The sequence below is a fragment of the Corallococcus sp. NCSPR001 genome (assembly GCF_017309135.1).
Taxonomy (GTDB): domain Bacteria; phylum Myxococcota; class Myxococcia; order Myxococcales; family Myxococcaceae; genus Corallococcus.
On record NZ_JAFIMS010000002.1, the window covers coordinates 4,132,187 to 4,147,277 of the forward strand.

Annotated in this window: 10 protein-coding genes; 9 read left to right on the forward strand and 1 reads right to left on the reverse strand. The window is 72.3% G+C overall.

The annotated features are described in order from the left end of the window. Nucleotides 1-1,052: 1,052 nt before the first annotated feature. Genes JYJ93_RS18835 through JYJ93_RS18870 form a run of 8 tightly spaced genes read left to right on the forward strand, consistent with a single transcriptional unit; the run spans nucleotide 1,053 to nucleotide 10,565 of the window. The gene (locus JYJ93_RS18835; RefSeq protein ID WP_206793220.1) at nucleotides 1,053-2,792 is read left to right on the forward strand and encodes a hypothetical protein; all 1,740 of its coding nucleotides are present in this window, start codon (nucleotides 1,053-1,055) and stop codon (nucleotides 2,790-2,792) included. 35 nt (nucleotides 2,793-2,827) lie between these two features. Then, nucleotides 2,828-4,564: an FHA domain-containing protein gene (locus tag JYJ93_RS18840; RefSeq protein ID WP_242543856.1), complete on the forward strand. Its 1,737-nt coding sequence runs from the start codon at nucleotides 2,828-2,830 to the stop codon at nucleotides 4,562-4,564. Next, complete coding sequence (gene xseA / locus JYJ93_RS18845; protein ID WP_206793222.1) at nucleotides 4,561-6,273, forward strand: exodeoxyribonuclease VII large subunit; 1,713 nt, start codon at nucleotides 4,561-4,563, stop codon at nucleotides 6,271-6,273. The genes JYJ93_RS18840 and xseA overlap by 4 nt, the downstream gene beginning before the upstream one ends. Nucleotides 6,274-6,314: 41 nt before the next feature. Continuing rightward, nucleotides 6,315-6,653, forward strand: coding sequence for an exodeoxyribonuclease VII small subunit (gene xseB / locus JYJ93_RS18850; protein WP_206793224.1), 339 nt, complete (start codon nucleotides 6,315-6,317; stop codon nucleotides 6,651-6,653). A gap of 30 nt (nucleotides 6,654-6,683) precedes the next feature. Further along, on the forward strand, nucleotides 6,684-7,073 hold the full coding sequence (locus tag JYJ93_RS18855; RefSeq protein WP_206793226.1) for a response regulator: 390 nt from the start codon (nucleotides 6,684-6,686) through the stop codon (nucleotides 7,071-7,073). Between the two features lie 5 nt (nucleotides 7,074-7,078). Further along, nucleotides 7,079-7,972, forward strand: a complete 894-nt coding sequence (locus JYJ93_RS18860; RefSeq protein WP_206793228.1) for a polyprenyl synthetase family protein — start codon at nucleotides 7,079-7,081, stop codon at nucleotides 7,970-7,972. After that, nucleotides 7,972-9,828, forward strand: a complete 1,857-nt coding sequence (locus tag JYJ93_RS18865) for a 1-deoxy-D-xylulose-5-phosphate synthase (RefSeq protein WP_206793230.1) — start codon at nucleotides 7,972-7,974, stop codon at nucleotides 9,826-9,828. Before JYJ93_RS18860 ends, JYJ93_RS18865 begins: the two co-directional genes overlap by 1 nt. Then, nucleotides 9,825-10,565, forward strand: coding sequence for a TlyA family RNA methyltransferase (locus tag JYJ93_RS18870; RefSeq protein ID WP_206793232.1), 741 nt, complete (start codon nucleotides 9,825-9,827; stop codon nucleotides 10,563-10,565). Before JYJ93_RS18865 ends, JYJ93_RS18870 begins: the two co-directional genes overlap by 4 nt. A gap of 9 nt (nucleotides 10,566-10,574) precedes the next feature. Here the strand turns inward: JYJ93_RS18870 and JYJ93_RS18875 are convergent, their stop codons facing one another. After that, nucleotides 10,575-12,137, reverse strand: coding sequence for a hypothetical protein (locus tag JYJ93_RS18875; protein ID WP_206793234.1), 1,563 nt, complete (start codon nucleotides 12,135-12,137; stop codon nucleotides 10,575-10,577). A 454-nt stretch (nucleotides 12,138-12,591) separates the two neighbouring features. On the opposite strand from JYJ93_RS18875, the gene JYJ93_RS18880 reads away from it, so the two are divergent. Next, complete coding sequence (locus JYJ93_RS18880) at nucleotides 12,592-15,090, forward strand: ATP-binding protein (RefSeq protein WP_206800361.1); 2,499 nt, start codon at nucleotides 12,592-12,594, stop codon at nucleotides 15,088-15,090. Nucleotide 15,091 lies beyond the last annotated feature (1 nt).

Consider the following 15,091-nt stretch of genomic DNA (forward strand, 5'->3'; position numbering starts at 1 on the left):
TGCCGGCGGTCGGTGCCGCCATGCCGGTCCGGCCCACGCCGGGAGCGGCGACTCAGCCCAATCCACCCGCGGGGCCACCCGTGCTGGGCGCTTCCGCGTCGGCTGCGTCGGGCAAGGTTCCCGCGAGTCCGCCTGCGTTGGGCGCCTCGGCCTCTGCTTCGTCGGGCAAGGTTCCCGCGAGTCCGCCTGCGCTGGGCGCTGCCGCATCGGCTGCGTCGGGCAAGGTTCCCGCGAGTCCGCCTGTGCTGGGCGCTGCCGCATCGTCTGCTTCGGGCAAGGTTCCTGCGAGTCCGCCTGCGCTGGGCGCTTCCGCATCGGCTGGGTCGGGCAAGGTTCCGGCACTTGCGCCTGCGTTGGGTGCCTCGGCATCGGCTGCTTCGGGCAAGGTTTCGGCAGTTGCGCCTGCGTTGGGTGCCTCGGCATCGGCTGCTTCGGGCAAGGTTCCGGCACTTGCGCCTGCGTTGGGTGCCTCGGCCTCTGCTGCGTCGGGCAAGGTTCCCGCGAGTCCGCCTGCACTGGGCGCTTCCGCGTCGGCTGCTTCGGGCAAGGTTCCCGCCGCGCCTCCCGTGTTGGGGGCTTCCGCGCCGGGAGCGCAGGCCAGGACTCCCGTGGGCCCCCCGGTGTTGGGGGCCTCCGCTCCGGCCAAGGCTCCTGCTGGCCCCCCGGTGCCGAGCGCCTCGGCCGCGAACAAGGCTTCGGGAGCTTCCGCCTCCGTCCGGGCCTCAGGGCCGGGACTGGCGGCGGTCGGGGCCTCAGGCCCGGGCCGGTCGTCCTTGCTGGAGGCAGCCTCGGAGCCTTCGCACCCCACCGCGATCGAACTTCCCGCGGCAGGCGTCCCTGGGCGGACGGCACCCTCCGCTCCAGCCCCCGTCGAGCCAGCGGCTGCCGCGAAGCGGAACTCCGTCGCGAACCTTCCCGGTGTCGGTTCGCCCTCGCCAGGCCTTGGCTCGTCCGCTGCTCCGGCGGCCCGGGGCACCGCGGCCTCCGCGCCCGGCCTGCCGTTGATGTCGCCGCCGGGGCTCATCGCTCCGCCGCCGCCCGCACGGCCTCCCGTGGCCCTGGCCCCCGTGGTGCCGGATGAGCCCGAGGAGCGCACGCTGATGGCGATCTCCACGGTGGACTCGCCCGGGTTCGCCGCCGCGCCGCCCCCCGTGCTGCCCGCTCCGGAGCCGGACGAGCCCGAGGAGCGCACGCTGATGGCGATCTCCACGGTGGACTCGCCCGGGTTCGCCGCCGCGCCGCCCCCCGTGCTGCCCGCTCCGGAGCTGGACGAGCCCGAGGAGCGCACGCTGATGGCGATTCCGGCGACCCCGGAAGCGCCACCCGTCCAAGACGCACCGCCGCCGCAGGAGGCCTCGCCCGCGCTGCTGCCGCCGGTGATGGAGGAGCCCGAGGAGCGGACCGTCCTCGACCTGCGGCCCATCACCCCGGTCCGTCCGCTCGTGGCCCCTCCGGTCCGCGTCGCGATCGCCGCCCCCGCGGTCGACTCCAGCGAGCCCTCGACCTTCGTCGGCCAGGACGATGACCTCTCCGCGGCCCCCGAGGAGACCCGGGCCTCTGGCACCTTCTCGGGGCAGGTCGCGCCCGGCCCCGTGGCGCCTGCTCCCGTCTGGAGCCCTCCTGTCCCGCCGCCTTCGCCGGAGCCCGTGACGTTCGCCGGCCGGGACCGGGGCGCGCCGGCCCCGACCCTGGACCCCGGCCCGCTGCCGGGCGAAGCCCCCGTGCTGGCCCACGTGCCCGCTCCGGATGTGGAGGGCGACGCCACCCAGCCCGTGCCGGCCGGCGCGGAGGACTCCTTCATCCAGCCCGCGCCCAACGGCCCGGTGACGGTCGTCGCGAAGGTCGAGCCCTCGTCCGCCGCCGACAAGGCCCGCAGGCGGCGTCAACTGGCCCGGTCGCTCCAGGGCCAGTTCGTCCTCTTCTGGCAGCGCCAGTCATTGCCCAAGCGGATCGGCCTCGCGTCGCTGGCGGCCGTGGCCGTGCTGGGCGTGTTGACGCTGCTCGTGGCGCTCGCGGCCCCCTCGGCCATCCGGCTCCCGGGCCGCGAACCCTTCCAGCTGGGCATGGATCCGGTGCCGGACTCCTTCGGCCTGGGGGAGGGCGTGCGCTGGGTCCACGCCGACGACAAGCTCTTCGACTTCCGCTTCGTGTCCCCCACGCGCGCCGTGGCGGTGCTGCACTACCAGGCCAGCAACATCGCCCGGGACGAGGTCAACCTGTCCCTCAACGGCGTGTCCCTGGGCTGGGTTCCCCCGGACACTGCCCAGACGGCCGAGCGCGAGCTGGAGCAGATCCTCCCGCCCAGCCTCCTGCGCCGCAACGCCAACAACCAGCTCCTCTTCGACAACGCCCTCAACCCGCCCGGCCGCGACCCGTGGCGCATCTGGAACCTGCGGCTGGAGATCATCCCGGTGCCCGAGGCGCCGCCGGATCAGCTGATCACCTCCGCCCGCGAGGCCGCGAAGGCAGGGGCCCGCTTCTACGAACTCAAGGACGTGGGCGCGGAGAACCTGTTCAAGGCGTGGCGGGAGTACCGCGCCGCGTGGATCACCCTGGAAGCGCTGGACGACAAGCCGGAGCTCTACGAGGACGTCCGGGAGCGGATCGCCCAGATTTCAACGGAGCTGGACCACCGGTGCAGCCAGCTGATGATGCAGTTCCAGCGGGCGGTTCAGTTCCGCAGCCGACGGGATGCGGTCGCGACCCTGGAAGACGTACGGAGACGCTTCCCTACGGCCGAGCATCGCTGCCACAATCTCGCGCTGGAAAAAGCCTATGAGCACGAGCTTTAGGGCCCGTGCCCCCCTCAGCAGGACGCGGTGACCCCATGTCGAACGCACCTCCCCCCGCTCGCCGACGGCCTACATCTGGCACGCCCTCCTCCGGGACCGGATCGCGCGCGCCGGTCCGCCGGTCGACCGCCGGTGCCGCCGCGGCCCGTCCCGCGAAGCTCGTCGTCGTCGCCGGCCCCATGGAGGGCGAGGAGTTCGCGCTCTCCGAGCTCGAGTACACGGTCGGCCGCTCCACCGACAACCCCATCTGCATCCAGGACACGTCCGTCTCCCGCAAGCACGTGACGCTGCGCAAGGAGTCCGCCGGCTGGATGGTCAGTGACATGGGCTCCGGCAACGGCACCATCGTCAACGGCGAGCCCATCGCCGAGGAGACGCTCCTCGCCAACGGCGACGTCATCACGCTGGGCGACTCGGAGCTGCGCTACGAGGACACCGCCAACAGCACCGCCAAGGTGCAGGCCCCCTCCAGCCCCCGGCCCCGTCCGTCCTCGGCGGGCCGCGGTGCCTCGGCCGTGCCCGCGCGTCCCGCCCGGGAAGGCCGCGCGCGCCCGCAGACGTCGCGTGCCGCCGCCGCCGCGGAGCTCACGCCGGAGATGCAGAAGAAGCGCCTGCGGATCAAGCTCGCGGGCGCCGCCGTGCTGGTGCTGCTCTTCGCGGGCCTGGGCGTCGCGCGCTCGCGCATGCGTGCCCAGGCGGAGGAGCAGGGCCGCATCGAGGCGGAGCAGCGCAGCTACCGCGAGCAGCTGGGTGGCCTCTTCCAGGAGGCCAAGAACCTGGTGCGCGAGGGCCAGTGGCAGCAGGCCAAGGCGAAGCTGGAGGAGCTCCACGCGCAGGCGCCGGACTACCCCGGCGTGGCGGACTACCTGAAGGCCGCCGAGCGGGAGATTCCCAACCAGAACCACCTGAGCACGGCCAAGGCGGCGCTGGACAAGGGCGAGCTGGCGAACGCGAAGGCGTCCATCGACAAGGTGACGACCGACACCCAGCTCTACGAGCAGCTGAAGACGGCGCGCAAGAACCTGGCGGACGCCGCCGACACGCGCACGAAGGAGGCCAAGCGGCTCCTGGACACCCGCCAGCTGGAGAGCGTGCAGCAGGCCAAGGCCATCACCGACGACGTGCTCGCGACCTTCCCCGAGCACCGCGACGGCAAGCTCGTGAATGACGACGCCGTGCGCGTCATCGCGGACCTGACGCGTCCGGACCCGGTGCGCGTGGCCGCGGCGCCCAAGCCGTGGGAGCCCGCGGTGGACCGCTTCCGCGACGCGGACATCACCGGCGCGGTGGCCATCCTCAACGCGTGCTCGGCCAAGACGGCCCAGTGCAAGCAGCTGATGGCGCAGATGACGGAGTTCGGCAACCTCTACAAGAAGCTGGAGGACCTGGACGCCAAGGGCCTCACCCGCCTGCTCGCGCTGGACAAGGACATCACCGACGGGCGCACGAGCAAGATGGCGCGCAACGCGGGCACCCGCGCGGGCAACATCTATTACAAGAGCGCTGCGGGCGCGAAGGCCGCCGGCCAGTGGTCGCGCGCCATGGAGTTCGCCCGCCGCGCGCTCCAGGCGGACCCCAGCCACGCGGGCGCCGCCAACATCGTCAACGACCTCAAGGGCAAGGCGAAGGACCTGTACATGCAGGCCTACTCCATCAAGGACTCCAGCCCGGAGGACGCGCTGCCCAAGTTCCGCGACGTCGTCGCGATGACGCCGCCGGACGACGAACTGCACGGCAAGGCCCAGGGCTGGGTCGAGAAGCTGTCGCGATGAAGAAGCGCAAGGGGATGGAGCCTCCCCCGGCCGACGAGCCGGGGCAGGGCGACCTGTTCGGCACGTCGCTGCTACCCCCCTTGCGTCCCGCGCCGGCGAAGACCGCCAGCACGGGCAAGCCGCCTCCGGCTCCCCCGGCCGCGCCGGTGGCGGAGATCGCCGCGCCGCCCCCGGCCGCCGTCACGCCGCCGCCGCGCCCGGAGCGCACGGTGCTGTCGGTGGGCGAGCTCACCCGGCAGATCAAGCAGACGGTGGAGTCGCGCTTCCCGCGCGTGATGGTGCGCGGCGAGGTGTCCAGCTTCCGCGGCGCCAACGCGCGCGGCCACTGGTACTTCACGCTCAAGGACTCGGACGCCTCCATCGACGCGAAGGTGTGGGCGTCCATGGCGTCGCGGATCCGCTTCGCGCTGCGCGACGGCATGGAGGTGGTGGCCGAGGGCAGCGTCGACCTGTACGAGCCGCAGGGCCGCTACAGCCTCATCGTGTCCCGGCTGGAGCCAGTGGGCGAGGGGGCGCTGGCGCTCGCGTTCGAGCAGCTCAAGCAGCGGCTGGCGGCGGAGGGGCTCATCGGCGACCGGCGCGTGCGGCCGCCCCGGCCCGTGCCGTTCCTGCCCCGGCGCATCGGCGTCGTGACCAGCCGCACCGGCGCGGCGCTCCAGGATTTCCTGCGCGTGTTGCACTCGCGCAACCCCCGGCTGGGCGTGCTGCTGGCGGACGCGCGCGTGCAGGGAGAGGGCTCCGCGGAGGACGTGGCGCGGGCCATCGAGCGGCTCTCGCGCACCGACGTGGACGTCATCGTCGTGACGCGCGGCGGAGGCTCCGTGGAGGACCTCTGGACGTTCAACGAGGAGCGGGTGGCGCGCGCCATCTTCGCCTCGCCGGTGCCGGTGGTGTCCGCCATCGGCCATGAAATCGACTTCACCATCTCCGACTTCGTCGCGGACCTGCGCGCGCCCACGCCCAGCGCGGCGGCGGAGCGGCTGGCGCCGGTGCTCGCGGACCTGGAGCTGACGCTGGCCACGCAGTCCGGCCGTCTGCGCCGGGCCATGGAGCGCCGGGTGCTGGAGCTGCGCGAGCGCCAGGGCCAGCTCCGCGCGCGGCTGCCGGACCCTCGCCGCGAGGTGAACCACCAGCGCCTGCATTTGTCCGAACAGGTGGAGGCGATGATGCGCGTGCTGCGCCCCCGCGCGCGTCAGGACCGGGAGACGCTGCGCGCCTTGCAGGAGCGGCTGCAGCGGGCGCGGCCCCAGACACGGCTGTCGGAGCAGCGGGCGCACCTGCTGAAGCTGGCCATGCGCCTGTCGGAGGCGGCGCGCGCGGGCGTGTCCCGGCGGCGGGGCGCGCTGGCGGACGCGCGGCTGGGGCTGGAGCGGCAATCCCCCACGGCGCGGGTGGCGGCCGAGCGGGCGAAGGTGGCCCAGGCCCGCTCGCGGCTCCTGGAGCTGCAGCGGGGCATGCTGGCGTCCGCGCAGACGCACTTCGGACGGTTGGGGGGCCGCCTGGACGCCTTGAGCCCCCTGAAGGTGATGTCCCGAGGCTACGCGGTGACGTTCCGCCAGCGGGACGGCGTCGTGGTGCGCTCCATGGCGGACGTGGTGGTGGGGGACGTGCTGGGCATCAAGCTGGCGGCCCACGGGGCGAAAACCCTGGGTGGGTGTGAAGAAATCGAAGCGACCGTTACCAGCCTGAAAGGCCCGGTGGACTGCTAGCGGGCCACCCTCTACATTCCGCGCCCCGCTCGGGGAGGTGGATGGCCGTGGCGAAGTCGGACAAGAACCCCAAGGTGGAGCCCGCTCCGGAGCAGTACGGGGACGTGGTGTCGCGCCTGGAAGAGACGGTGGCGCGGCTGGAAAGCGGCGACCTGTCGTTGGAAGAGTCGCTCAAGGCGTTCGAGGAGGGCATCCGCCTCGTCCGCCGGGGCGAGAAGCTGCTCACGGAGGCCGAGCAGCGAATCGAACAGCTGCTGGTGGACGAGGACGGCCAGGACGTGGTGGCGCCGCTGGCGGTGGCGGCGCGTCCCGCTCCCCAGGCCGCCCCCCGGACGAGCGCGCAGGCGCGTCCGCCACCGGAGGACGATGTCCCGTTCTAGGCATCAGCTGGGGAAGGGCGGAGGCCGGGCATGTCGAAGCCGAAGATTACGATTGTCGATGACGACCGCGACACGCGCGAGCTGCTCGCCGAGGCCCTGGGGGCCGAGGGGTTCGAGGTCATGTCTGCGGCCAATGGCCTGCGGCTCGTCGCGTCGCTGGAGCTGCACCGGCCGCATGCCATCCTCCTGGACGTGAACATGTCCTGGATCAACGGCTTCGAGCTGTGCCAGGCCGTGAAGCAGAACAAGCAGTTCCGGGACATCCCCATCATCTTCATCAGCGGGCGCGGAGACCCGGAGGACAAGCGGCGCGGCATGGAGGTCGGCGCGGCCGACTACTTCGTGAAGCCGCTGGAGCTGGACGCGCTCGTCAATCGCATCCGCCAACTCATCCCCGCCGACGTGGCGAAGGAGCCCTGACGCCGATGGCCGCATTCAACCTGGAACCCTTCATGCGCACGCACCAGGCGCGGGTGGAGGCGCTCCTGCTCGAACGCGCGGACCGCCTGGGCCCCGCGGGCACGCCGCCCCGGCTGGCGGAGGCCATGCGCTACTCGCTGCTCGCGGGCGGCAAGCGCCTGCGCCCGGTGCTGTGCCTGGCGTTCGCGGACGCGGTGGCCAGGGCGAGCACCAAGAACACCGTGGTGGCGGACGCGGCCTGCGCGCTGGAGTACGTGCACACCTATTCGCTGGTGCACGACGACCTGCCCTGCCTGGACAACGACGACCTTCGCCGGGGCCGGCCCACGAACCACAAGGTGTACGGCGAGCCGATGGCGCTGCTGGCCGGGGACGGGCTGTTGACGGAGGCCTTCCACGTGCTCGCCTCGGGGCCGGAGCCGGTGCGCGGCATCCTGTGCGCGGAGCTGGCGCGCGCGGCGGGCGCGAGCGGCATGGTGGGCGGGCAGGTGCTGGACATCGCGGCGGACCGGGCCGCGGCGCTCGACTATCTCCTGCGGCTGCACCGGATGAAGACGGGCGCGCTCATCCTCGCGGCGTGCCGGATGGGCGTGCTGGCGGCCGGAGGCGACGCGGCGGCGCTGGCGAGCGCGGTGACGTACGGCGAGGCGGTGGGCCTGGCCTTCCAGATCGCCGACGACGTGCTGGACGTGACCTCCAGCGCGGAGGCCATGGGCAAGCCGGTGGGCGCGGACGCGGAGGCCGGGCGCTTCACCTTCCCGGCGGTGGTGGGGCTGGACGAGTCCCGCCGCATGGCCGACGAGCTGGTGGCCCGGGCGGAAGCCGCGGTGCGCCCGCTGGAGGGCGTGGACGGTCCGCTCGCGGCGCTGGCGCGCTACTCGGTGGAGCGGAAGTCCTGATGGCGGACGTGCTGTCCGGTGTCGCGTCTCCCGCGGATGTGCGCGCTCTCTCCGAGGACGCGCTGCCCGGCCTGTGCGAGGCGCTGCGCGAGGCCATCATCACCACGTGCGGCCGCGTGGGCGGTCACCTGGGCGCGTCGCTGGGCGCGGTCGAGTTGATCGTGGCCCTGCACCGCGTCTTCCACACGCCGCAGGACGCGCTCCTCTTCGACGTGGGGCACCAGGCGTACGCGCACAAGCTGCTCACCGGCCGGCGCGACCGGATGCACACGCTGCGGCAGGCGGATGGCATCGCGCCGTTCCTGGACCCGCGCGAAAGCCACCATGACGCGCTGGCGGCCGGGCACGCGTGCACGGCCATCTCCGCGGCGCTGGGGCTGCTCTCCGGCCGGCGGCAGCTGGGCCACACGGGCCACGTGGTGGCGGTGGTGGGCGACGGCGCGCTCACCGGGGGCCTGAGCTTCGAGGGGCTCAACAACGCGGGGGGCAGCCCGCTGCCGCTCGTGGTGGTGCTCAACGACAACCAGATGTCCATCAGCGCGAACGTGGGCGCCATCCCCGCGCTCCTGCGCACGCGCAACGCCCGCGCCTTCTTCGAGTCGCTGGGCTTCACCTACCTGGGCCCGGTGGACGGGCACGACCTGGGCGCGCTCACGCGGGCGCTGCGCGAGGCGAAGGCGTCATCGCGCCCGGTGGTGGTGCACGCGCTGACGAAGAAGGGGCGCGGCTTCCCGCCCGCGGAGGCGGACGAGCAGACGCGCGGCCACGCGATGGGGCCCTACGAGTGGCGCGACGGCAAGCTGGTGCGCTCGCGTGGAGGACGGCCCACGTTCAGCGAGGCCTTCGCCCAGGTGCTGGGAGATGCGCTGGAGCGCGACCCGCGCGTGGTGGCCGTGACGCCCGCGATGCTGGAGGGCAGCGCGCTCACGGGCTTGAAGGCGCGCTTCCCGGACCGCGTGCACGACGTGGGCATCGCGGAGCAGCACGCGGTGACGTTCTGCGCGGGGCTGGCCGCCGCGGGCGCGAAGCCGGTCTGCGTCATCTACTCCACCTTCCTCCAGCGCGCGTATGACCAGGTGGTCCACGACGTGTGCCTGCCGGGGCTGCCCGTCGTCTTCGCGGTGGACCGGGCGGGGCTCGTGGGCGCGGACGGCGCCACGCACCAGGGCGCCTACGACGTGTCCTTCCTCCGGCCGCTGCCGGGCCTCACGCAGTGGGCCCCGGTGGTGGGAGAGGACCTGGGGCCCATGCTCGCCACCGCGCTCCAGTCAAATGGGCCCTCCGTGCTGCGCTTCCCGCGAGGCACGTTGCCGGACCTCCCGCCGGAGCTGGCACGAAGCGGAGCGGAGGCGCCGGGACCGGCCTCGGCCGGGCAGCCGACTCACGACACGCGCGCTGGCTCGGTAGGGGGCATGGGCTTCACGGCCTCGCGGATGGCGCCGGCCGCGTTCTCCCTACCGGGCGCCCGCTGGTTGAAGCGCGTGGCCGGCTCACGGCTGACGCTGGTGACGCTGGGACCGCTGGGCCTGTCCGCGCTGGAGGCCGCCCGGTCCGAGCCGGACTGGAGCGTGCTGGACGCGCGCCGGGCGTGGCCTCTGGATGAGGCCGCGCTGCTGGAGGCCGCGGCGGGCGGGCACGTGGTGGTGGCGGAGGAGGGCACCGTCCGGGGCGGCCTGGGCAGCGCGGTGCTGGAGCTGTACGCCGCGTCCGGCGTGTCCCCCCGGGTGACGCTCCTGGGCATGCCGGATGTCTTCCTGCCGCACGGGGACGCGCGGGTGCAGCGCACGCAGCTGGGACTGGACGCGGCGGGCCTGCGCAGAGCGGGCCGTGCGCTGCTGGGAGAGGAGCGCCGGTGAAGCCGAAGAAGGAACGCCTGGACGTGCTGGTGGTGGAGCGCGGGCTCGCCGAGTCCCGCACCAAGGCCCAGGCGCTCATCCTCGCCGGCCAGGTGGTGGTGGCGGATCAGCGCGTGGACAAGCCCGGCTCCCTCGTCCCCGTGGAGGCCGAGCTGCGCCTCAAGGGCGAGGTGCTGCCGTACGTGTCGCGCGGCGGCCTCAAGCTGAAGGCGGCCATGGACCGCTTCGGCCTGGACGTGACGGGCCGCGTGGGCGCGGACATCGGCGCCAGCACCGGCGGCTTCACCGACTGCCTGCTCCAGCACGGCGCGGTGCGGGTGCACGCCATCGACGTGGGCTACGGCCAACTGCACGAGAAGCTGCGCGTGGACCCACGCGTGCGCTCCCGCGAGCGGGTCAACGCGCGCTACCTCACGGACGAGGACCTGCCGGAGAAGGTGGGCGTGGTCGTCATCGACGTGAGCTTCATCTCGCTCACGCAGGTGCTGCCGTCGGTGCTGCCGTTCCTCTCGCCGGGCGGGCTGCTCATCGCCCTGGTGAAGCCCCAGTTCGAGGTGGGCCCGGAGCGCGTGGGCAAGGGCGGCGTGGTGCGCGACCCGGCGGCGCGTCAGGACGCCATCGACACCGTGACGGCCTTCGTGCGCGAGCACGGGCTCAGCGTGCGCGGGGTGATGGACTCACCCGTGCCCGGGCCCGCCGGCAACGTGGAAGCGCTCCTCGTCGCCGACAGGCCCTGAGGCCCGCCGTCACGGCTTGACGGCGCGGTACTCGGGCAGCGTGAGGGCCTGGACCAGGTTGTTGCCCACGCGCATCCACAGCCGCCCGCTGTCATCTACGGAGCAGGACAGGCTGCTGGAGACCTCGTAGCGGAACAGCTCGCCCTTTTCGGCGGAGTCCACCGCGACGATCTCCTGGGGCAGGGCGCCCGCCACGTTCGGGCCGGTGAGCAGGTAGAACTCCGGGCTCGTCGGCTGGCCCAGCTGCACCTGGAGGATGCGCAGCTGCCCGGACGCGTCCACGGACGTGCCACCCTTGTTGGTGACGATGCCGTTCACCGAGTCCAGGAACCACACGCGCTGGTCGCCAATGGCCGCCAGCCGCGAACCGGCCGAGTACGGCAAGATGAAGCGGATGGACACCGGGAACGTGGTGCTGGACCAGCGGTACGCGGTGCCCTCGCAGCCCGCGGCCTCCGTGGAGCAGGCCTCGATGCGCGACTGGTTGTTGGCGAAGTCGAAGGACATGTAGAGCGTGGAGCCATCCACGCTGAACGACGCGGGCGGCGGCGCGCTGATGAGGCCGTTGTACTTGTAGATGACCCGCGTGCTCACCGGCTGGAGGTCCGCGCTCGTGGCGTTCGCGTCCAGGGTGGCGATCTCGATCTGCAGCGTGTTCCCGCCGCCACCCGCGTCCGTCGGGTAGGCCACCAGCACCTGCTGGCCCTTCTCCTTGGGCGGGGTGATGGGCTGCAGCGGCGCGTTCTCGAACGTCCACTGGAAGGAGCCGCCGGACGCCGTGTGCTTGAGGCGCGACACCGTGTACAGGTCGTTCACCAGCGCGTCGCCGTTGGCCATCACGGACAGGTTCTGCAGCTTGTACGTGGGCGCGGTGCGGCCGGTGATGGCGAAGTTGGCGTCCACCGCCACGGCGCCCGAGCCCGGCGTCCACACCCACCGCTTGCCAGTCTGACTATTGATGCTGGTGATGACCGTGGAGGAACTGCACGGGATGCCCATCTCCACCGAGTTGCGCACCACGCCCGCCGAGTCCACGCGGAAGAGCGTGCCGGAGCCCGTGGTGGGGTTGCCGCACCCGATGAAGGCGACGTTCGTGCCGCTGCTCTCGGCGATGAAGAAGTCCGTCACCACCTGGCCGTTGGGGTCCGGATCCTTGATGACCTTCGTCACCGGCAGGAACGTGGCCGCCTGCGGCTGGGACACGTTCGTCCGGCCGTCCGAGCACGTCGCCCGCGCGTTGAGCGACAGGCCCACGGCGAGGCCGCGCGTGTACTTGATTTCATTCGCGGCCAGCTCGAAGTCCATGGACCCGCTGGTGTAGGGCACGGTCTTCAAGAACGTGTCCCGGTCGTAGATGTCCACCTGCGACACGGCGTCACACCCGGACACGATGACCCGCACCGTCAGCGACGGAGCCGCCGTGTTGGGCTGAGGCACGGTGAGCGTCACCGTCGGCGGGTCCGGAGTGGGGGCCGGCTTGTCACCACCACAGGCGGCGAACACGGAAGCACAGAGGGTCAGCGAGGCCAGGAAGGCCCGCGGCGCGAACGGGCGCGAAGGGACGGAGTGCATGGTTTCGCACTCTACCGCGCTCCCTCGGGAAGCGGGCGGGGCCACGTCCCAACCCTTTCCCCCGGAATCCTGATCGCGGGATCCCCGAAAATCCCCGTGCGGTGCCTGCCCGCCCACCCTGCCTCCGGCCGGACACTAAGGGTGGTACGGGAAGAAAGTGACAGTCTGGCTGTTTTCGTGGGATTCCGCCGCTACAAGGGCCGGGCGAGCAGTTTCCAGTCACCGGACCGTCACGCGCGTGCGGGATTCCGGAGGAAGAACACCGGTCCGGGGTATACGTCGCGCGCCTTTTCCCACCTCTCTCGCTTGAGGAGAGCCCCGTTCAACCGCTGGCCCGCGGACGGGTTAGACGGCATGATCCGGAATCGACCATGACCCCTTTCGCACCCAACGGGTTTCCGCGACGTCGTTCCTTGTCTGGGCGGGGCGGAGGCGCGCCGTGAGGATTGAGATGTTGTCGTCTGAGCAGCGGGGGCGGGTGCTCGTGCTCGCGGCGAAGGCCGCGGGTGACGCGCTGGTGGAGCGGCTCACGGCGAGTGGCTACCAGTGCGCCTCCACGGAACGGGAGACCGGGCTGGCGGAGATGGTGGATCAGCTCCAGCCGGAGGTGGTGCTCCTGGCCGTGACGGCCAAGCGGGCGGCGGAGTTGCTGGAGACGGTGCGCAAGACGGACAAGCTCCAGCGCCTGCCGGTGCTGGTGGATCAGGGCCGCGCGCGCTCGGCGGAGGCCTTCAAGCGGCTGGCGGTGGACGACTTCGTGCGCGGCGCGGATGAGCTGGTGCCCCGGCTGGAGTCCGCCCTGCGCGCCTGGCGGCTCAAGGAGCGCGAGGAGCGCATCCGGATGCGCATGGGCATGCTGCTCGAAATCACCCAGGCGGCCACCAGCTCGCTGGAGCTGGAGGAGATCCTCCGCATCGCGGTGGAGAAGGTCGGCCAGGTGACGGGCACGGACCGCTGCTCCGTGGTGCTGGTGGAGGGCAGCCACGCGCGCACGGCCACGGTCGTCGCGACGCAGGAGGACCCGAGCCTCGTCCAACTGGACATCGAGGTGGCGCGCTACCCGGAGCTGCGCCGCGCGCTGGAGACGCGGCAGCCCGTGCTGATTGAAGAGGCGCAGCGCGACCCGCTGATGGCGGAGGTGCGCACGTCGCTGTTGCCGCAGGGCGTGAAGTCCATCCTGGTGCAGCCGCTCATCTGCCAGGACGACCTGTTGGGCGCGCTCTTCCTGCGCGTGTCCAAGGGCGAGGCGTCCATCGGGCGCGACGAACAGGAGTTCGCGGAGGCCGTGGCGGGCGTGCTCGCCAACTCCATCCGCAACGCGCGCCTGCACACGGCGGTGAAGAAGAAGCGCGAGGACCTGGAGCTGGCGTACGTGGAGCGCTACCGCGAGCTCAACGACGCGAACCGCCGCCTCAAGGAACTCAATCGCCTCAAGGATGAGATCATCGCGGTGTGCAGCCACGACCTGCGCGCGCCGCTCCAGGTGCTCCTGGGCCACGGCCGGCTGCTGCTGGAAGGGCCGCTGGAGACGCAGCAGAAGCAGTCCGCGGAGGCGATGATCCGCCAGGGCCGGAAGATCCTCACCCTGGTCGAGTCCCTGCTGGAGAAGGGCAAGGGGGAGGCGGCGCGCCTCTCCATCGAGCCCCGCGTGCTGGACGTGGCGCAGCTGTGCCGCGACGCCGTGGCGGAGCTGGAGATCCTGGCGGCGGAGAAGGCCGTGTCGCTGCGCTCCGAGTGCCCCGACAGCCTGATGCTCATCGGCGACGAGGTGAAGCTGCACGAGGTGCTGCAGAACCTCATCAGCAACGCCATCCAGCACGCCAGCGACCCGGGCGTGGTGGTGGTGCGCACGCAGCGGCTGTCGCGGCCGGACGGCGACGCGGTGCGCGTGATGGTGAGCGACAACGGCGTGGGCATCCCGCCGGACGAACTGCACCTCGTGTTCGACCGCTACCGCCACGGGCCCAAGGGCACGGGGCTGGGGCTGGCCATCTGCAAGGAGTTCGTGGAGCTGCACGGCGGTGAAATCTGGGCGGAGAGCCCGGCCGACGGCGGCTGCACCTTCGTCTTCACGCTGCCCCTGGCGCAGGAGGCCGCGCGCAACCCCCGGCCGCAGCCCGCGCCCGGCGCCGCCCCCGAGCAGCCGCGCGTGCTGGTGGTGGAGGACGAGCCGGAGATCGCGGCGGTGCTGTCGGAGGTCCTGCGCTCGAAGTACCGCGTGGAGGTGGCGCGCGACGGCGCGGAGGGCCTGGCGAAGGCGAGGGCGTCCCGTCCGGACCTGGTGGTGATGGACGTGTTCCTGCCCAAGCTGGACGGCCTGGACGCGGCCATGGCGCTCAAGTCCTCGTCGGACACGGCGCACATCCCGGTCATCCTCCTGTCCGCCCACCAGGGCGTGGCCGACAAGGTCCGCGCGCTCAACCTGGGCGCGGTGGACTACATGGCCAAGCCCTTCAACGCGGTGGAGCTGCTCAACCGCACCGAGCGCGCGCTCAAGCTGCGTCAGGGCGAGAAGGAGCAGGACACCAAGACGAACTCGCTCCAGCGCCGCACCGGCAGCGACCCCGTGACGGGGTTGCATGATCGCCGGGGCCTGCTGCTGCGGCTGGAGCAGGAGGTGGCCCGCAGCCGCCGCTACCACCGCGCCCTCACGCTGGCGGTGCTCCGTCCGGACCGCGAGCTGGAGGTGATGCCGTCCAACATGGGGGATGTGATGCGCAAGCGCGTGCGCCACCCGGACGCCATCGCCCACCTGGGGCAGGGCGTCTTCGCGGTGGTGCTGCCCGAGTGCAACGCGGACGCGGCGCGCACCGTCATCAACCGCCTGATGCCGGACGTGGAGCAGGTGACCTCCATCGAGTACCGGGCCGCCATGGCGGACGTCAGCCAGGACAGCGATCCGGTGGAGAAGCTGCTGGAGAAGCTGGGAGCGCCCCCTCCCGAGGTCCACTAGC